This is a genomic window from Achromobacter sp. Marseille-Q0513 (assembly GCF_018195695.1).
Lineage (GTDB): Bacteria > Pseudomonadota > Gammaproteobacteria > Burkholderiales > Burkholderiaceae_B > Achromobacter.
Genome location: NZ_JAGTJY010000070.1, coordinates 1 through 18899, shown reverse-complemented (window position 1 = coordinate 18899; position 18899 = coordinate 1). Strand labels below are relative to the sequence as shown.

Sequence of the window (18899 nt, the reverse complement as noted above, 5' to 3'; positions counted from 1 at the left end):
CTTATTGTAGCTAGTCCGGCAATTACTTGCGGCTACCCACGATTTCGATCTCAACGCGACGGTTCTGGGCGCGGCCCTGAGCGGTCTTGTTCGAAGCGATCGGGGCCTTCTTGCCCTTGCCTTCGGTGTAGATACGGTTCGGATCGATGCCCTTGCTGACCAGGTAGGCCTTGACCGAAGCGGCACGGCGCTCGGACAGCTTCTGGTTGTAGGCGTCAGAGCCGATCGAGTCGGTGTGGCCGACGGCGATGATCGTTTCCAGATCGATGCCCTGGGCTTGCTGGGCAACTTGATCCAGCAGCTGGCGGCCTTCCGGCTTCAGCGTCGACTTGTCGAAGTCGAAGAACGTGTCAGCGTTGAAGACGACCTTGGCGGCTTGCGGGGTCGGCTTGGCCTTTTGTTGCGCAACCGGAACGCCGTCGCAACCGGGGATGCCGGTGGCCGGGGTCCAGAAGGCATCGCGCCAGCACAGTTCGTTCGTACCGTTCTTCCAAACGTTACCGAACGGGTTGCGCCAGTTGTCCACCGTGTTGGGGTAGGACTGGGCCGAGGCTACACCCGAGGCCGTGACGGCGGCGAAGGCGAGCGCCAGAGCGAATTTGGAGGGTTTGTTCATGTTTCTCCTCGTTGAGCTTGAAGCTGGATAAGTGACTCGCAGCGAACCCCCGCCGCATATCAGGAAAACGGGGCCAGTATAGCAACGCCAAGAGCTGGTTCAAAGGAATAGCTACTGGGTTTCCTGCGTGCTGGAAACAATCTTAAGGCATTTGGGGGGCTTTGGCTTCCCTGGAGAGGCGCATTGGCGCTGGATATGGCGATTTCGGCGCTCCACCCGTTTTCCATGTTGGTTTTTGGCAACAGGCCCGGCGGCGGTCTTCCCGGCATGCCGCGAGCCTTGCTGGATGCGGGCCGGGCTGGATGGTGTCCAGGCGGCCGGGGAACCGCTACTTGAATCGAATGATAGAATTTCCCGTTTACCCGGCCCGGGTTCCTCCTTACACGATTCTGTCGTTATATATATGGATTCCTTTGCCAAGGAGACGCTTCCGGTATCGCTGGAAGAAGAGATGCGCCGCAGTTACCTAGATTACGCGATGAGCGTGATCGTAGGTCGGGCGCTTCCGGATGTGCGGGACGGCCTCAAGCCCGTCCACCGGCGCGTGCTCTACGCGATGCACGAACTGAACAACGACTGGAACCGCGCCTACAAGAAGTCGGCGCGTATCGTCGGGGACGTCATCGGTAAGTACCACCCCCACGGCGACCAGTCCGTCTATGACACCATCGTCCGCATGGCGCAGGATTTCTCCATGCGTTACATGCTGGTCGACGGCCAGGGCAACTTCGGCTCGATCGACGGCGACAACGCGGCGGCGATGCGTTACACCGAAATCCGCCTGGCCAAGATCGCCCACGAACTGCTGGCCGACATCGACCAGGAAACCGTGGACTTCGGCCCCAACTACGACGGCAGCGAGCAAGAGCCGCTGCTGTTGCCGTCGCGGCTGCCCAACCTGCTGGTCAACGGCAGCTCGGGCATCGCGGTGGGCATGGCCACCAACATTCCGCCCCACAACCTGCAGGAAGTCGTCGACGGCTGCCTGTACTGCCTGCGCAATCCGAATTGCACGGTCGACGAGCTGATCGAGCTCATCCCGGCGCCGGACTTCCCCACGGGCGGCATCATCTACGGCATGTCGGGTGTGCGCGAAGGCTACCGCACCGGCCGCGGCCGCGTGATCATGCGCGCCAAGACGCACTTCGAAGACCTTGAAAAGGGCAACCGCCAGGCCATCGTGGTCGACGCGATCCCCTACCAGGTCAACAAGAAGACGCTGCAGGAACGCATCGCCGAGCTGGTCAACGACAAGAAGATCGAGGGCATTTCCGACATCCGCGACGAGTCGGACAAGGACGGCATGCGCCTGGTCATCGAGCTCAAGCGCGGCGAAGTGCCCGAGGTGGTGCTGAACAACCTCTACAAGAACACGCAGCTGCAGGACACCTTCGGGATGAACCTGGTGGCGCTGGTCGACGGCCAGCCGCGCCTGCTCAACCTGAAGCAGATGCTGGACTACTTCCTGCAGCATCGCCGGGAAGTGGTCACGCGCCGCACCGTGTTCCAGCTGCGCAAGGCGCGCGAGCGCGGCCATGTGCTGGAAGGCCTGGCCGTGGCGCTGGCCAACATCGACGACTTCATCGCCATCATCAAGGCGGCGCCGACGCCTCCCGTCGCGCGCCAGGAACTGATGGCGCGTTCGTGGGATTCGTCGCTGGTGCGCGAGATGCTGTCGCGCGCCGATGGCGACACGCCGGGCGGCCGCGAGGCTTTCCGTCCCGACGACCTGGGAGCGGAGTTCGGCCTGCAGGGCGATGGAATGTATCGCCTGAGCGATACGCAGGCGCAGGAAATCCTGAACATGCGCCTGCAGCGCCTGACCGGCCTGGAGCAGGACAAGATCGTCGGCGAATACAAGGACATCATGTCCACCATCGCCGACCTGCTCGACATCCTGGCCCGTCCGGAGCGCATCACCACCATCATTGGCGAGGAACTGCAGGCCATCAAGGCCGAGTTCTCGACCGGCGCCAAGGACACGCGCCGTTCCGACATCGAGCTCAACGCGACCGAACTCGACACCGAGGACCTGATCACGCCCACCGACATGGTCGTGACGCTGTCGCACGGCGGCTACATCAAGAGCCAGCCGCTGTCCGAGTACCGTTCGCAGAAGCGCGGCGGCCGCGGCAAGCAGGCCACGGCGATGAAGGAAAACGACTGGATCGACCAGCTGTTCATCGCCAATACGCACGACTTCCTGCTGTGCTTCTCGAACCGCGGCCGCGTGTACTGGCTGAAGGTCTGGGAAGTGCCGCAAGGCACGCGCAATTCGCGCGGCAAGCCCATCGTGAACATGTTCCCGCTGGCTGACGGCGAGAAGATCACCGTGGTGCTGCCGGTCAAGGAATTCAGCGACGACCACTACGTGTTCATGGCGACCACGCGCGGCACGGTCAAGAAGACCCCGCTGTCCGACTTCTCCAACCCGCGCAAGGCCGGCATCATCGCCGTGGACCTGGACGACGGCGATTACCTGATCGGCGCCGACCTGACCGACGGCAAGCATGACGTCATGCTGTTCTCCGACGCCGGCAAGGCCGTGCGCTTCGACGAGAACGACGTGCGTCCGATGGGCCGCAACGCGCGCGGCGTGCGCGGCATGCAGCTCGAGGACACCCAGACGGTGATCGCGCTGCTGGTCGCCGGCGACGAGACGCAAAGCGTGCTGACCGCCACCGAGAACGGCTACGGCAAGCGCACGCCGATCACCGAGTACACGCGCCATGGCCGCGGCACCAAGGGCATGATCGCCATCCAGACCAGCTCGCGCAACGGCAAGGTGGTCGGCGCCGTGCTGGTCATGCCGTCGGATGAAATCATGCTGATCACCACCGGCGGCGTGCTGGTGCGCACCCGCGTCGCGGAAATCCGCGAAATGGGCCGCGCCACGCAAGGCGTGACGCTGATCAACGTCGATGACGGCAGCTCGCTGTCCGGCGTGCGGCGCGTGGTGGAAAGCGATGCCGACGACGACAGCGACCTGGACGAGAACGACCAGGACGCCGGCGACGAAGGCGGCGACGCAACGGATTCGACGGAACCTACGGAGCAATAATGGCCCGCCCCTGGAACTTCTCGGCTGGCCCCTCGGCCCTGCCCGAGGTGGTATTGCGGCAAGCCGCCGCGGAAATGCTGGACTGGAACGGCAGCGGCATGTCGGTGATGGAAATGAGCCATCGCGGCAAGCATTTCGTGCAGATCTGCGACGAAGCCGAAAGCGATCTGCGCGAGCTGCTGAACCTGCCGGCCGACTACGCCGTCATGTTCATGCAGGGCGGCGGTTCCGGGGAAAACGCCATCGTTCCCATGAATCTCATGGGACGCCGCGGCACGCCGGCCGCGGACTTCGTCGTCACGGGCCATTGGTCCAAGCGTTCGCACGCCGAAGCCGGGCGCTACGGCAGCGCCCACATCGCCGCCAGCAGCGCCCAGGCGGCGCAGCTGGACGGCCGCGAGCAGGCCCCGTTCACCTGGGTGCCCGCCACGGATACCTGGCAGGTGCGCAAGGAATCCGCCTACCTGCACCTGTGCAGCAACGAGACCATCGGCGGCGTGGAGTTCCTCGACTGGCCCGACACGGCCGCGCTGGGCGCGCCTGATGTGCCGCTGGTCGTGGACGCGTCCTCGCATTTCCTGTCGCGTCCGCTGGACGTCGCGCGCTGCGGCATGGTGTACGCCGGCGCGCAGAAGAACGCCGGCCCGGCCGGCGTGACCATGGTCATCGCCCGCCGCGACCTGATCGGTCACGCCTTGCCGATCTGCCCGTCGGCCTTCGACTACGCCAATGTCGCCGCAGAGCACTCGCGCTACAACACGCCGCCCACCTTCGCGATCTACGTCGCCGGGCTGGTGTTCAAGTGGGTCAAGGCCAACGGCGGCGTGGCCGGCATGGAAGCCGCCAACAAGGCCAAGGCCGACCTGCTGTACGGCTACCTGGACAGCACCAGCTTCTACCGCAATCCGATCCACGCGCCCGTGCGCTCGCGCATGAACGTGCCGTTCGTGCTGCGCGACGACTCGCTCAACGATGCCTTCCTGCAGGGCGCCGAGGCCGCCGGCCTGACGCAGCTGAAGGGGCATAAGAGCGTGGGCGGCATGCGCGCCTCCATCTACAACGCCGTGCCGCTGGCCGCGGTGCAGGACCTGGTCGCCTACCTGAAAGAATTCGAGCGCCGCCATGGATGAAGACCTGCAGCGCACGCTGCGCCCGTTGCGCGACCGCATCGATGCGCTCGACGCGCAGATCCTCGACCTGCTGTCGCAGCGCGCCCGCGCCGCGCAGGAAGTGGGCGAGGCCAAGCACGCCGCCCAGGCCGATGGCCCGGTGCTGCGGCCCGAGCGCGAGGCCGAGGTCATCCGCCGCCTGCAGCAGTTGAATCCCGGTCCCTTCCCGAACGCCGCGGTGGCTTCGGTCTGGACGGAAATCATCTCGGCCTGTCGCGGCCTGGAGCGCGGCATGACGGTTGCCTACCTGGGCCCGCAAGGCTCGTTTTCCGAGCAGGCGGCGCTGGAGCATTTCGGACACGCGGTGCAGAAGCTGCCGTGCCCGTCCTTCGATGAAGTGTTCCGCGCCGTCGAGGCCGGCCAGGCCGACGTGGGCATGGTGCCGGTGGAAAACTCCACCGAGGGCGCCGTCAACCGCAGCCTGGACCTGTTGCTGAACACGCCGCTGAAGATCCTGGGCGAGCGTTCGCTGGTGATCCGTCATTGCCTGATGTCGAAATCCGGCGGCATGGACGGCATCAAGGCCATCGCCGCCCATCCGCAGGCGCTAGCCCAGTGCCAGGGCTGGCTGACCCGCAACTATCCCGACGTCGAGCGCGTGGCCGCCGCCAGCAACTCGGAAGCGGCGCGCATGGCCGCTGCCGATCCGTCCGTCGCGGCGATCGCCGGCGAAGTGGCCGCGCCCGCCTGGGGCTTGCAGGTCGTGGCCTCGGGCATCCAGGATGATCCGCACAACCGCACGCGTTTCCTGGCCATCGGCTATATCGAGCCGCTGGTCAGCGGGCAGGACAAGACCAGCCTGATCCTGGCCGTGCCGAACCGCGCCGGCGCCGTCTATGAAATGCTGGCGCCGCTGGCGGCCAATGGCGTGTCCATGACGCGCTTCGAGTCGCGCCCGGCCCGCACCGGCCAGTGGGAATACTATTTCTACGTCGATGTCCTGGGACACCGCAACGACGAAAACGTCGCCAGTGCCCTTGCCACCCTGCAGGCGCAGGTCGCCTATCTGAAGGTGCTGGGTTCCTACCCGGCGCCGTGAGCCCTCACCATGACCAACGCATCCAAGCCTCTCGTCGCCCCCGCCCACGTCAGCGCCATCGCGCCCTACCAGGCGGGCAAGCCCATCGAGGAACTGGCCCGCGAGTTCGGGCTGGATCCGGCCGGCATCGTCAAGCTGGCGTCGAATGAAAACCCGCTGGGCATGCCCAAGTCGGCGCGCGCGGCCATGCTGGCGGCGGCCGAGTCGCTGGCGCGCTATCCGGACCCCAACGGCTTCGACCTGAAGTCGGCGCTGGCAACGCGCTACGGCGTGCCGATGAACTGGATCACGTTGGGCAACGGTTCCAACGACATCCTGGAAATCGTGGCGCTGGCGCTGCTGGAGCCGGGCACCTCGGCCGTGTACGCACAGCATTCCTTCGCCGTCTACCGGCTGGCCACGCAGGCGCGCGGCGCGCGTCACATCGTGGTGCCGGCCAAGGACTACGGCCATGACCTGGACGCGATGTTCGACGCCATTGCCGACGACACCCGCGTGGTCTTCATTGCCAACCCGAACAATCCCACCGGCACCTTCGTGCCGGGCGAGCAGGTCGCCGCTTTCCTGGAACGCGTGCAGGCCGCCCATGGCGACCGCGTGACCGTGGTGCTGGACGAGGCCTACAACGAGTACCTGGATCCTGAATTCCGCTTCGACAGCACCGCGCTGGCGCGCCGCTATCCGAACCTGATCGTCTCGCGCACCTTCTCCAAGGCCTACGGCCTGGCCGGCCTGCGCGTGGGCTTCGCAGTGTCGCAGCCGGCGCTGACCGACTTGCTGAATCGCGTGCGCCAGCCGTTCAACGTCAATACGCTGGCCCAGGCCGCCGCCATCGCCGCGCTGGCCGACAGCGCCTACCTGGAAGAGGCCTATGCCACCAACAAGGCGGGCAAGGCCCAGCTGTGCCAGGCCTTCGATGCGCTCAAGCTGCGCTTCGTGCCCAGCTACGGCAACTTCGTGCTGGTGCATGTGGGCGATGCGCCCCGCATCAACCTGGAATTGCTCAAGCGCGGCGTGATCGTGCGTCCGGTCGCTGGCGACGGCCTGCCGGAATGGCTGCGTGTGTCCATCGGACTGCCGCAGGAAAACGCCCGTTTCATCGAGGCGCTGAGCGCGATCCTGGCCGCATGAACGGTGTTTCCGCTTCCGCCGATCAGGGGGCCGCTGGCCCCCTGATTCCTGTTCTGGCCGTGGTGGGCGTGGGCTTGATCGGCGGTTCGTTCGCCGCCGCGCTGCGCCGCGCCGGCAAGGTCGGCAAAGTGCTGGGGGTGGGGCGCAATGCGCAATCGCTGGCGCGCGCCGTGGAACTGGGCCTGATCGACGAGGCCGTCAACGCCGAGGACGCCGCGACCCGGGCGGACCTGATCCTGCTCGCCACGCCCGTGGGCGGCCTGCGCGACCTGCTGGTTCGGATGCTGCCCACGCTTGCGCCGCGCGCGATCTTGACGGACGCCGGCAGCACCAAGGCCGAGGTGGTCGACGTGGCGCGCGCCGCCTTGGGCGAGCGTTGCGCGCAGTTCGTGCCCGGACATCCGATCGCCGGCGCGGAACGCACCGGACCCGAGGCGGCCGACGCCGACCTGTACCGCGGGCGCAATGTGGTGCTCACGCCTCTGCCCGAGAACGCGGCGGCGGACGTGGCGCGCGTGCGCGCGGCCTGGCAGGCTTGCGGCGCGACGGTGGTCGACATGGATGCGCAGGCGCATGACCGCGTGTTCGCCTCGGTCAGCCATCTGCCGCACCTGCTGTCCGCCGTCTACATGGAACAGGTGGCCACGGCCGCCGACGCCCGTCGCCGGCTGGAGCTGGCGGGCAGCGGTTTTCGGGATTTCACGCGCATCGCGGCCGGCTCGCCGGAAATGTGGCGGGACATCTTCCTGTCCAACCGCGATGCCATGCTGACGGAACTGGGCGAGGTGCGCGCCGTGCTGGACCGCGCCGAGCGCGCGATCGCGGACGGCGATGGCGCCGGCCTGCAGGCATTGCTGGAAACGGCGGCGCAGGCGCGCCGCAACTGGCGCAAGGAGTAGCTGAATGGGCGCTTTGCCTTATCTTGATCTGCCGCGCGTGCGGCGCGCCCGGGGCGAGATGTCCCTGCCGGGTTCGAAGAGCATTTCCAACCGCGTGCTGCTGCTGGCGGCGCTGGCCGAGGGGCGCACCGAAATCACAGGCCTGCTGGATTCGGACGACACCCGCGTCATGCTGACCGCCTTGCGGCAGCTGGGCGTGAGCGTGTCCGAACTGGACGCGGGCCGGGTCACCGTCGAGGGCGTGCGGTGCTTTCCGGTCGAAAGCGCCGAGCTGTTCATGGGCAACGCCGGCACCGCGATCCGTCCGCTCACCGCCGCGCTGGCCCTGATGGGGGGCGACTACAAGCTGTCCGGCGTGCCGCGCATGCACGAGCGTCCGATCGGCGATCTGGGCGACGCCCTCAATGCCTTGGGCGCCCGCGTCGGCTACCTGGGACAGCCGGGCTATCCGCCGCTGCATATCGGCCGCGGCGAGATCATCGCCGGCGCCGTCACGAGGGTGCAGGGCTCGGTGTCCAGCCAGTTCCTGACCGCCTTGCTGCTGGCCGCCCCGATCGAGGCCGGCCGCAGCGGCAAGCCGATGACGATCGAAGTCGTCGGCGAGCTGATTTCCAAGCCCTATATCGAGATCACGCTGAACCTGATGGCGCGCTTCGGCGTCACCGTGCGCCGCGACGGCTGGAGCCGCTTCGTGATCGAAGGCGGCGCCGCCTACCGCAGCCCGGGCCGCATCGCGGTCGAGGGCGATGCGTCCACGGCGTCGTACTTCCTGGCGCTGGGCGCGATCGGCGGCGGTCCGCTGCGGGTCAACGGCGTGGGCGCCGACAGCATCCAGGGCGATGTGGGCTTCGCCCAGACCCTGGCGGACATGGGCGCCGCGGTCAGTTACGGTCCGGACTGGATCGAGGTCAGCGGCCTGAACGTCGCCGACGGCGAGCGGCTCAAGGCCTTCGACACCGATTTCAACCTGATCCCCGACGCGGCCATGACCGCGGCCGCGCTGGCCCTGTATGCCGACGGTCCGTGCCGGCTGCGCAACATCGGCAGCTGGCGCGTGAAGGAAACCGACCGCATCCACGCCATGCAGACCGAGCTGGAGAAGCTCGGCGCGACCGTGGAATCGGGGCCGGATTGGCTGCGCGTGACGCCGCCCGCCCAGGGCGGCTGGCGCGACGCGCACATCGGCACCTGGGACGACCATCGCATGGCCATGTGCTTCTCCCTGGCCGCTTTCGGCCCGGCCGCCGTGCGCATTCTCGATCCGGGCTGCGTCAGCAAGACGTTCCCGGGTTACTTTGACGTATACGCAGGCCTGGTTTCGGCCTGAGCCTTATTCTGCGATTCATGACCGCTACCTCCGCAAATCCTGTTGTTGCCGCGCCCATCATCACCATCGACGGGCCGACCGCCTCCGGCAAGGGCACTGTGGCGCACCGCGTCGCCAAGGCGCTGGGCTGGGATGTGCTGGACAGCGGCGCGCTCTACCGCCTGACGGCCCTGGCCGCCATGCGTCAGGGCGTGGCCGCCGAGGACGAGCCGGCAGTGGCCCGGGTCGCCGAGACGCTGGATGTGCGCTTCGACGGGCCGCACGTCTATCTGGAAGGCGGCGACGTCGGCCACGAGATACGCCGTGAAGAGGTGGGCAACTTCGCTTCCCGCGTGGCGGCCTTTCCCGGCGTGCGCCAGGCGCTGCTGGAGCGTCAGCGGGCCTTCCGCGTGCTGCCGGGCCTGGTGGCCGACGGGCGCGACATGGGCACGGTGGTGTTCCCTGATGCGTCCCTCAAGGTATTCCTGGTGGCCGACGTGGTCGCGCGGGCGGAGAGGCGGCGTAAGCAGTTGATCGAAAAGGGAATTTCTGCTAATCTTGACGACCTCTTGCGGGATATGCGCGAGCGGGATGCGCGCGATACCCAGCGCGCGGCCGCGCCGCTCGCTCCCGCGAAGGATGCCCGGGTGCTGGATTCGTCGAATCTGACGATCACGGAAACCGTGCAAGCCATCCTGGATTTCTGGCGGGAATCCGGAAACGCCTGACGCGAGCTTTTGCTCATTCAGGCTTTTCGAGCCCGTTTTTCTTGGCCCTGCTGACGGGCCGGCCTTCTTCGCGGGACATACCCTCAGGGAACCCGAAGACCAGGCGGGCAAGCAGGTACTTTGACTCCACTGCGGCGGGCAATCCGCTGTGGTGTGTTCTTAACGGCCATTTCGGCCTAATGGATTTCAACCCCATGTCTTCCGTTTCCACTACCGCCACCGGCGGCGAAAGCTTCGCCGACCTTTTCGCACAAAGCCTCAAGAGCCAGGACATGAAGTCCGGCGAGGTCATCAGCGCCGAAGTCGTGCGCGTCGACCACAACTTCGTCGTCGTCAACGCCGGCCTGAAGTCCGAAGCGCTGATCCCCCTGGAAGAGTTCCTGAACGACCAGGGCGAGCTCGAAGTGCAACCCGGCGATTTCGTCTCGGTGGCGATCGATTCGCTGGAAAACGGCTACGGCGACACGATCCTGTCGCGTGACCGCGCCAAGCGCCTGTCGGCCTGGCTGCAACTGGAAAAGGCCCTGGAAAACGGCGAGCTGGTCACCGGCACCATCACCGGCAAGGTGAAGGGCGGCCTGACCGTCATGACCAACGGCATCCGCGCGTTCCTGCCGGGTTCGCTGGTGGACCTGCGTCCGGTCAAGGACACCACCCCGTACGAAGGCAAGACCCTCGAATTCAAGGTCATCAAGCTCGACCGCAAGCGCAACAACGTCGTGCTGTCGCGTCGCCAGGTGCTGGAAGCCAGCATGGGCGAAGAGCGCCAGAAGCTGCTCGAAACCCTGCACGAAGGTGCTGTGGTCAAGGGCGTGGTCAAGAACATCACCGACTACGGCGCGTTCGTGGACCTGGGCGGCATCGACGGCCTGCTGCACATCACCGACATGGCCTGGCGCCGTGTCCGTCACCCGTCCGAAGTCCTGCAAGTGGGTCAGGAAGTCGAAGCCAAGGTCCTCAAGTTCGACCAGGAAAAGAGCCGCGTCTCGCTGGGCGTCAAGCAGCTGGGCGAAGATCCGTGGGTGGGCCTGGCTCGCCGCTACCCGCAGGGCACCCGCCTGTTCGGCAAGGTCACGAACCTGACCGACTACGGCGCGTTCGTTGAAGTCGAAGCCGGCATCGAAGGCCTGGTGCACGTCTCCGAAATGGACTGGACCAACAAGAACGTCGATCCGCGCAAGGTCGTGACCCTGGGCGAAGAAGTCGAAGTCATGGTCCTGGAGATCGACGAAGACCGTCGCCGCATCTCGCTGGGCATGAAGCAGTGCCGCCAGAACCCGTGGGAAGAGTTCGCCACCAACTTCAAGCGTGGTGACAAGGTCCGCGGCGCCATCAAGTCGATCACCGACTTCGGCGTGTTCGTCGGCCTGCCCGGCGGCATCGACGGCCTGGTTCACCTGTCCGACCTGTCGTGGACGGAAACCGGCGAAGAAGCCGTGCGCAACTTCAAGAAGGGCGACGAGATCGAAGCCGTGGTTCTGGGCATCGATACCGACAAGGAACGCATCTCGCTGGGCATCAAGCAGCTGGAAGGCGACCCCTTCAACAACTTCGTCGCCACCTACGACAAGGGCGCCGTGGTTCCGGGCACCATCAAGTCGGTCGAAGCCAAGGGCGCCGTGATCACGCTGTCCGTGGACGTCGAAGGCTACCTGCGCGCTTCCGAGATCTCCTCGGGCCGCGTCGAAGATGCCACCACCGTCCTGAAGGCCGGCGAGAACATCGAAGCCATGATCGTCAACATCGACCGCAAGACGCGTTCGATCCAGCTGTCGATCAAGGCCCGTGACAACGCCGAGACCGCCGAAACGATCCAGCGCATGTCGGAAGCCAGCGCCTCGTCGGGCACCACCAACCTCGGCGCGCTGCTCAAGGCCAAGCTGGACCAACAGCGCAACGACGGTTAATACGTGACCAAGTCGGAGCTGATCGCCGCCCTGGCGGCCCGCTATCCTCAGCTGGCCGCCCGGGACACCGACTACGCGGTCAAGACCGTGCTCGATGCGATGACCCAGGCCCTGGCCTCGGGCCAGCGCATCGAGATCCGCGGTTTTGGCAGCTTCTCGTTGTCCCAGCGGTCTCCCCGCATCGGGCGCAACCCGAAGTCCGGCGAACAGGTGCTGGTGCCTGGCAAGCAGGTGCCGCATTTCAAGGCGGGCAAGGAATTGCGCGAGCGGGTGGACCTGGTCGGCGGCAACGAAGAGGACGCTCAATCTTCCGGATCGAGCGAACCGATGCCGTCTCTGGCGGGTCTGCACGCCATGCACTGATGGCCGGCAGGACCAGGCTGCCTTCGTGGCGGATCTGACCCCGAGCAAAGCCCCTTGAGCGATCAAGGGGCTTTGTTTTTTTGGGCGCCGCATCAAGTCCGCGGCAAGGCGCGCTTGTCGCTTACAATTGACGCCTCGATTTTTCTGGAGCATGCGCCATGCGCTACCTTGTCTGGGCCCTGCGATTGCTCGTGTTCGTCGCGGTTTTGATGTTCGCGCTGAAGAACACCAATCCCGTGGAAGTCCGGTTCTATGCCGATTACGTGGTCCAGGACGTGCCGCTGATCGTCGTCATGCTGGTGGTGTTCGTGCTGGGCGCGCTGTTCGGCCTGCTGCTGACCGTGCCGGCCGCCATGCGCCGCCGCCGCGAGGCCATGCGCCTGCGCCGCGAGCTCGACCGCGTGCAGGCCGCCGTGAATGGCACGACGCCGTCCGTGCCGCCGGAAGCCGTGGCGCCCATGTCGCCGCTGTAGCGGAGCCGGCTCGCCCGCGAAGCGTTGCATGTGATGGGTGGGCGGATGGCGTCCACGAATAACTGAATTTCTTCAAGAGCCCGTACAGTGGATTTTGAACCTTGGTGGTTGATTTTCGTGCCGGTGCTGTTCGCGCTCGGCTGGCTGGCCGCGCGTTTCGACATCCGGCAAATGCTGCGTGAAACCCGCAGCCTGCCGGATTCCTATTTTCGCGGGCTGAACTTCCTGCTCAATGAGCAGCCGGACCGCGCCATCGACGCCTTCGTCGAGGTCGCCAAGCTCGATCCCGAGACGACCGAATTGCACTTCGCGCTGGGCAGCCTGTTCCGGCGCCGCGGCGAGATGGAGCGCGCCATCCGTGTGCACCAGAGCCTCCTGAACCGATCCGATCTGCCGTCCGCCGAGCGCGAGCACGCGCAGCACGAACTGGCCCAGGACTTCCTGAAGGCCGGCATGCTCGATCGCGCCGAAAGCGGTTTCGAGCAGCTCAAGGACACCCGCTACGCCTTGCCGGCGCTGCGCTCGCTGATCCGCATCTACGAGTCGGAACACGATTGGCCGCGCGCGATCGAGGCCGTCAAGACCCTGCACGGGCTGGTTGACGAACCCGTGCCGCAGATCGTCCATTACTACTGCGAACAGGCGCAGACCGCGCTGCAGGCCAAGCCGGCCGACCTGGACGCGGCGCATGTCGCGCTCGAGGCCGCCGACCATGCGCTGACGATCGGCGACACGGCCGTCACGAGCAAGGGCACGACGGTGCGCACGGCCATGCTGCACGCTCGCGTGGCCTTGCTGGAACAGGATCCCAAGCGCGAGCGCCTGTATCTCGAATCCGTGATGACCGACGCGCCCGAGTATGCCGGGCTGGTGGCCGAACAGGTGCTGGCCAACTACCGCGCGGCCGGCCAGGAAGCGGCCGGGCTGGACCTGCTGCAGCGCCAGTACGCGCGGCACGCCTCGCTGGATCTGTTCAACGTGATCTTCCGTGAACTGCGCGTGCAGCAAGGCGCCTCGCCCGCCTGGGCGTTCGCCCGTGGCGCGTTGCGTCATCATCCCTCGCTGCTGGGCCTGGACCGCCTGCTGGAGGCCGAGCTGGCCAACGGCGAAGGCGCGGCCGAAGACGGCCCCGTGCAGGGCGCGGACCTGACCCTGCTGCGCAGCCTCATCCACAAGCATACGCAGCGGCTGGACCGCTATGCCTGCCGCAGCTGCGGTTTCCAGGCGCGTCGTTTCTATTGGCAATGCCCCGGCTGCAACGCGTGGGAAACCTACGCGCCGCGCCGTCTCGAGGAACTTGAATGAGCTCATTTCCCGCCGAAACCATCGCGCGCAGCCGTGTGCTCGTGGTTGGCGATGTGATGCTGGACCGCTACTGGTTCGGCGAAGTGGAACGCATCTCGCCCGAGGCGCCGGTGCCGGTGGTGCGCGTGGCACGCCGTGAAGACCGGCTCGGCGGCGCGGCCAACGTGGCACGCAACGTCGCGGCCCTGGGCGGACATGTCACGCTGATCGGCGTGCTGGGCGAGGACGAGGCCGGCGCCAGCGTGCGCAAGCTGGCGCGAGAGGCCGGCATCGAAGGCGAGCTGATCGTTGATCCCTCGCTGCACACCACGTTGAAGATGCGCGTGCTCGGCCGCCAGCAGCAGTTGCTGCGGGTCGATTTCGAGCAGCATCCGGAAACAGCCGCGCTTGACGGCATCGATGCCGCCTTTGCCCGCCACCTGCCCAACCACGATGTGGTGGTGCTGTCGGACTATGCCAAGGGCGTGCTGACGCGCGTCGAGCCGCTGCTGATCCAGGCGCGCGCGGCGGGCATTCCCGTACTGGTGGATCCCAAGGGCGACGATTATTCGCGTTATCGCGGCGCCACGCTGGTGACGCCCAACCGCTCGGAAATGCAGCAGGCCGTGGGCCGCTGGAATTCCGAATCCGAACTGACCGGCCGGGCGCAGCAGCTGCGCGCCGACCTGGATCTGGAAGCCTTGCTCGTGACCCGTTCCGAGCAGGGCATGACCTTGTTCACCGACGCCGGCCGCGACCATATCGACGCCCAGGCGCATGAGGTGTTCGACGTGTCCGGCGCGGGCGACACCGTGCTGGCGACGCTGGCCGTCACGCGCGCCGTGGGCCTGCCCTGGGCCCAGGCCATGGCCTGGGCCAACAAGGCCGGCGGCATCGCCGTGGGCAAGCTCGGCACCTCCGTCGTCACCGCCGCGGAATTGGCAGGAGAAACAGCATGATCATCGTTACCGGAGCCGCTGGCTTCATCGGCAGCAACCTGGTGCGCGGCCTGAACCGCCGAGGCATCACCGACATCCTGGCGGTCGACGACCTGACCGAAGGCGACAAGTTCGTCAATCTGGTGGACTGCAAGATCGCGGACTACATGGACAAGGACGAATTCCGCCGCCGCGTGCTGGACGGCAGCCTGTCGCACGTCCGCGCGGTTCTGCACCAGGGCGCCTGCTCGGACACCACCGAGCGCAACGGCCGCTACATGCTCGACAACAACTACCGCGTCACGCTGGAGCTGTTCGAGTTCTGCCAGGCGCGCGCGATCCCGTTCATCTACGCGTCCTCGGCGGCGGTGTATGGCGGTTCGTCGGTGTATGTCGAAGATCCCGCCAACGAAGGTCCGCTGAACGTCTACGGCTATTCCAAGCTGCTGTTCGACCAGGTGCTGCGCACCCGCATGGACACGCTCAAGGCCCAGGTCGTGGGCCTGCGCTACTTCAATGTCTACGGTCCCCATGAACAGCACAAGGGGCGCATGGCCTCGGTCGCCTTCCACAACATGAACCAGTTCCTGGAACATGGCCACGTGCGCCTGTTCGCGGGCTGGGACGGCTATGTGGACGGCGGCCAGAGCCGCGACTTCATTTCGGTGGAGGACGTGGTGGCCGTGAACCTGCACTTCCTGGATAACCCGGGCACCTCGGGCATCTTCAATTGCGGCACGGGCCGCGCGCAGCCGTTCAACGACGTCGCCTGCGCCGTGGTCAACACGCTGCGGGCCGAGCGCGGCGAGGCCGAGCTGTCGCTGGCGCAGCTGGTGGAGCTGGACCTGATCCGCTATATCCCGTTCCCGGACGACCTGAAGGGACGCTACCAGAGCTATACCCAGGCGGACGTGTCGCGCCTGCGCGCCGCCGGCTTCACCGCGCCGATGCGCGACGTGCAGACGGGCGTGGCCGAGTACGTGCGCTACTGGCGCGCCCGCAAGTAAGCCGCTGCCGGACGCCGGCCTGGCCGGGCCGGAACAAGCCGCCGCCATGCCTGGTCATGCCGGCGGCTTTTTCATGGGCGGCTGGCGCATTCCCGGTACGCGTACTTGCCGACGTGGATGTTTCCGTTCACCGCCGCGCCGCCGGCCGTCGGCGATCGCCATGATTTGGGGGTGGCGCGACAACCGTCGCGTCCGCTTCCTTTCAGGAGATCCGCATGCGTGCATACGCTGTTCCATCCGCCATCTCGTCCCGGCTGGCCGCCATTCCCTCCATCCTGTTGCAGGCGTCCGGCCGGCGTCCGGCGCCGCGCCCGCCGTCCGGCAACCAGGCCGACGCCGCGCCGCATCTTCCTGATTCCCGGCTGGCGAAGGCGCCGCGTCCGGGCGCGATGTCCCTGCCAGGCTGGCCTTGGCGCACGCCATGGCGCCGTCCCCGCAGCCTGAGCCGGGTCATGGCTGGATCCATGTGGCGTCTGCTGGCGGCAGCGGGCATGGCGCTGGCGGCCGCCACGGCCTCGGCCGTCGACGTCAACAGCGCCACCGCGCAGCAGCTGGAGTCGGTCAGCGGGATCGGCCCCAGCACGGCGCGGACCATCGTGCAGGAGCGCGAACGCGCCGGCGCCTTCGAATCGCTGGACGATCTGGCCGAGCGCGTGCGCGGCATCGGCCCGAAGAAGGCCAAGGCGCTGCAGGCAGCCGGACTGACGGTGGGCGGCGCCGATGGCGCAGCGCAGAATGCCGCGCAAGGCGCCGCCACGTCGGCGGGCAAGGGCGGCGCCCCGGCTGGCGCGGCCCAGCCCGCCAAGGGCGGATCCGCCGCGAAGGCCAGGCAGTAAGCCATAGCCGTCCTTCACGTTCCCGGGCGTGAAGGACGGCGGGCGTGCCCCTGGCGCCGGCGCGGCTTTTGCGGCCGGCGCGCGCGCGCCGGGGTTATGATCGGCTCCATGACTACGAACTACCCCACCATCGAGCAGACCGTCGGCAATACGCCGCTCGTGCGTCTGCAGCGTATTCCCGGAGCTGCGGGCGCGGCGCGCGGCAATGTCATTCTGGCCAAGCTTGAGGGCAACAACCCCGCCGGGTCGGTCAAGGACCGGCCGGCGCTGTCCATGATCGCCCATGCCGAGGCGCGCGGCGACATCAAGCCCGGCGATACCCTGATCGAGGCCACCAGCGGCAATACTGGCATCGCCCTGGCGATGGCCGCCGCCATGCGCGGCTACCGCATGATCCTGATCATGCCCGACAACCTGTCCGTCGAGCGCCGCGCGGCCATGGCCGCCTATGGCGCCGAGCTGATCCTCACGCCGGCCGACAAGGGCGGCATGGAGTACGCCCGGGATCTGGCCACCGAGATGCAGGCCGATGGCCGCGGCGTGGTGCTGGACCAGTTCGCCAATCCGGACAATCCGCGCGCGCACATCGAAAGCACCGGCCCGGAAATCTGGAACCAGACCGAAGGCCGCGTCACGCACTTCGTCAGCGCGATGGGTACCACCGGCACCATCATGGGGGTTTCCACCTATCTGAAGTCGCGCAACGCCGCGATCCAGGTGGTGGGCGCGCAGCCGGCCGAAGGCTCGCAGATTCCCGGCATCCGCAAATGGCCCGAAGCCTACCTGCCCAAGATCTTCGACCGCAGCCGCGTGGACGCCTACGAATCCATCGTGCAGGCCGATGCCGAGAAGATGGCGCGCCGGCTGGCGGCGGAAGAGGGCATCTTCGCCGGGATTTCGTCGGCTGGCGCCCTGGTCGCCGCGCTGCGCGTGGCCGAAAGGGTGAACGATGCGACCATCGTCTTCATCGTCTGCGACCGGGGCGACCGCTACCTGTCCACGGGTGTGTTTAATTAGGCTCACCCCCGAAGCGCCTTCGGCGCTTCCCCCTCGAGGGGGCGCCGCGACGGACCGGCAAAGCCGGCTCCGTGCGGCCTGGATTGAAACAGTCGCTGGTTGAGGGGCGGTTTGCCGGTCGCGTTCAGCGGTTGGCGCGGGCTTCGATTTCGGCGGCCAGGTCGGCCACGGCGGTGGCGTAGAAGTAGCTGCGGTTGTAGTGCGTCAGCGCGAAGAAGTTGGGCGTGCCGACGCGGTACTGGGCCGTGCCGCGCGCCTCTTCGACCAGATCTACGATGCCCAGGGGATGGGCGCTCCAGCCAACGGCGGAGGCGCCGGGCTGCAGGCGGCCGCCGGCGGCGCTGATCGTGTTCCAGCTTTGCTTGGGCACCAGGCCGCCGTCGACCAGGGCGGACGGGTCCGCGGGCAGGGTCACCGGCGCGAACACGGGCACGCCGCGCTGCCAGCCGTGCTGGGCCAGGAAGCTGCCCACGGACAGGATGGCGTCCTTGGTGCTGTTGGTCAGGTCGATATGGCCGCTGTCGTCGCCGTCGACGGCGTAGCGCATGATGCTGCCCGGCATGAACTGCGGCATGCCGATGGCGCCAGCGTAGGAGCCGCGGGTTTCCAGGTCGAGCTTGCCCTGCATCACCAGCGTCAGGAAATCCCCGAGCTGGCCTCGGAACATGGCGGCGCGTTCGGGCTTGTCCGGATCGGGATAGTCGAAGGCTAGCGTGGTCAGCGCGTCCAGTACGCGGAAATTGCCCATATTGCGTCCATACAGCGTTTCGACGCCGATGATGGAGGCGATGATGGGGGCCGGCACGCCGAAGCGCTGCGCGGCCTGGTTCAACTGGTCGCGGTGCTCGTTGTAGAACTCCACGCCCCAGCCGATGCGCTTGGGCTCGACGAAGCGCGCGCGGTAGGTCAGCCAGCTGCGCCAGATCTTCTTTCCGGGCGGCGCCGGCGCGATCAGGCGCGCCACGGTGGCGTTGTAGCGCGCGCCTTCCAGCGCGGCGACCATGGGCGCCAGCGGCAGCTTGCGCTCGGCCGACAGGCCTTCCAGGAACTGCCGGACTTCGGGCTTGAGGGCGCCGCTGGGAGTGAGGGCGGCGGGGCCTTCGTCGGCCGTTTCCGCGCCGGGCG

Annotated in this window: 17 protein-coding genes; 15 read left to right on the top strand and 2 right to left on the bottom strand. The window is 67.0% G+C overall.

Translation table 11 applies throughout. The features are described 5' to 3' along the window. Positions 1 to 22: 22 nt before the first annotated feature. Complete coding sequence (ompA, locus tag KDH83_RS15665; RefSeq protein ID WP_103273341.1) at positions 23 to 616, bottom strand: outer membrane protein OmpA; 594 nt, start codon at positions 614 to 616, stop codon at positions 23 to 25. Positions 617 to 1019: 403 nt separating this feature from the next. Here ompA and gyrA point away from each other — a divergent pair, with 403 nt between their 5' ends. The 15 genes from gyrA (at position 1020) to cysM (ending at position 17774) form a co-directional block, all read left to right on the top strand. Next, on the top strand, positions 1020 to 3677 hold the full coding sequence (gene gyrA, locus KDH83_RS15660) for a DNA gyrase subunit A (protein ID WP_212317474.1): 2658 nt from the start codon (positions 1020 to 1022) through the stop codon (positions 3675 to 3677). Continuing rightward, the gene (serC, locus tag KDH83_RS15655) at positions 3677 to 4807 is read left to right on the top strand and encodes a 3-phosphoserine/phosphohydroxythreonine transaminase (RefSeq protein ID WP_212317472.1); all 1131 of its coding nucleotides are present in this window, start codon (positions 3677 to 3679) and stop codon (positions 4805 to 4807) included. Before gyrA ends, serC begins: the two co-directional genes overlap by 1 nt. Beyond that, positions 4800 to 5885, top strand: coding sequence for a prephenate dehydratase (gene pheA, locus KDH83_RS15650; RefSeq protein WP_212317470.1), 1086 nt, complete (start codon positions 4800 to 4802; stop codon positions 5883 to 5885). Before serC ends, pheA begins: the two co-directional genes overlap by 8 nt. A 9-nt stretch (positions 5886 to 5894) precedes the next feature. Then, positions 5895 to 7016, top strand: a complete 1122-nt coding sequence (gene hisC / locus KDH83_RS15645; protein WP_212317460.1) for a histidinol-phosphate transaminase — start codon at positions 5895 to 5897, stop codon at positions 7014 to 7016. After that, positions 7013 to 7915: a prephenate dehydrogenase/arogenate dehydrogenase family protein gene (locus tag KDH83_RS15640; RefSeq protein WP_212317458.1), complete on the top strand. Its 903-nt coding sequence runs from the start codon at positions 7013 to 7015 to the stop codon at positions 7913 to 7915. Before hisC ends, KDH83_RS15640 begins: the two co-directional genes overlap by 4 nt. 4 nt (positions 7916 to 7919) lie before the next feature. Continuing rightward, the gene (aroA, locus tag KDH83_RS15635) at positions 7920 to 9242 is read left to right on the top strand and encodes a 3-phosphoshikimate 1-carboxyvinyltransferase (RefSeq protein ID WP_212317456.1); all 1323 of its coding nucleotides are present in this window, start codon (positions 7920 to 7922) and stop codon (positions 9240 to 9242) included. Positions 9243 to 9259: 17 nt separating this feature from the next. Continuing rightward, entirely contained in the window at positions 9260 to 9949 is a 690-nt protein-coding gene (gene cmk / locus KDH83_RS15630) for a (d)CMP kinase (RefSeq protein WP_212317454.1), read from the top strand. Positions 9950 to 10143: 194 nt separating this feature from the next. Next, the gene (gene rpsA, locus KDH83_RS15625) at positions 10144 to 11856 is read left to right on the top strand and encodes a 30S ribosomal protein S1 (RefSeq protein ID WP_199771004.1); all 1713 of its coding nucleotides are present in this window, start codon (positions 10144 to 10146) and stop codon (positions 11854 to 11856) included. 3 nt (positions 11857 to 11859) lie between these two features. Beyond that, positions 11860 to 12219, top strand: coding sequence for an integration host factor subunit beta (locus KDH83_RS15620; RefSeq protein ID WP_103273350.1), 360 nt, complete (start codon positions 11860 to 11862; stop codon positions 12217 to 12219). 158 nt (positions 12220 to 12377) lie between these two features. Beyond that, positions 12378 to 12692, top strand: a complete 315-nt coding sequence (locus KDH83_RS15615) for a LapA family protein (RefSeq protein WP_103273351.1) — start codon at positions 12378 to 12380, stop codon at positions 12690 to 12692. Between the two features lie 87 nt (positions 12693 to 12779). Beyond that, positions 12780 to 13997 carry a lipopolysaccharide assembly protein LapB gene (gene lapB / locus KDH83_RS15610; RefSeq protein WP_212317452.1) on the top strand — a complete coding sequence of 406 codons (1218 nt, stop codon included), beginning with the start codon at positions 12780 to 12782 and terminating at the stop codon, positions 13995 to 13997. After that, positions 13994 to 14935: a D-glycero-beta-D-manno-heptose-7-phosphate kinase gene (gene rfaE1 / locus KDH83_RS15605; RefSeq protein ID WP_212317450.1), complete on the top strand. Its 942-nt coding sequence runs from the start codon at positions 13994 to 13996 to the stop codon at positions 14933 to 14935. Before lapB ends, rfaE1 begins: the two co-directional genes overlap by 4 nt. Then, positions 14932 to 15921 (top strand): ADP-glyceromanno-heptose 6-epimerase, encoded by a 990-nt coding sequence (rfaD, locus tag KDH83_RS15600; RefSeq protein WP_212317448.1) that lies wholly within the window; start codon positions 14932 to 14934, stop codon positions 15919 to 15921. The genes rfaE1 and rfaD overlap by 4 nt, the downstream gene beginning before the upstream one ends. 215 nt (positions 15922 to 16136) lie before the next feature. Further along, entirely contained in the window at positions 16137 to 16757 is a 621-nt protein-coding gene (locus tag KDH83_RS15595) for a helix-hairpin-helix domain-containing protein (RefSeq protein ID WP_249205140.1), read from the top strand. A gap of 108 nt (positions 16758 to 16865) precedes the next feature. Beyond that, a complete protein-coding gene (gene cysM / locus KDH83_RS15590) occupies positions 16866 to 17774 on the top strand; it encodes a cysteine synthase CysM (RefSeq protein WP_212317446.1) in 909 nt (302 codons plus the stop codon). A 124-nt stretch (positions 17775 to 17898) separates the two neighbouring features. Here the strand turns inward: cysM and mltB are convergent. Next, on the bottom strand, positions 17899 to 18899 hold a 1001-nt coding region (gene mltB, locus KDH83_RS15585; protein ID WP_249205139.1), incomplete at its 5' end, for a lytic murein transglycosylase B.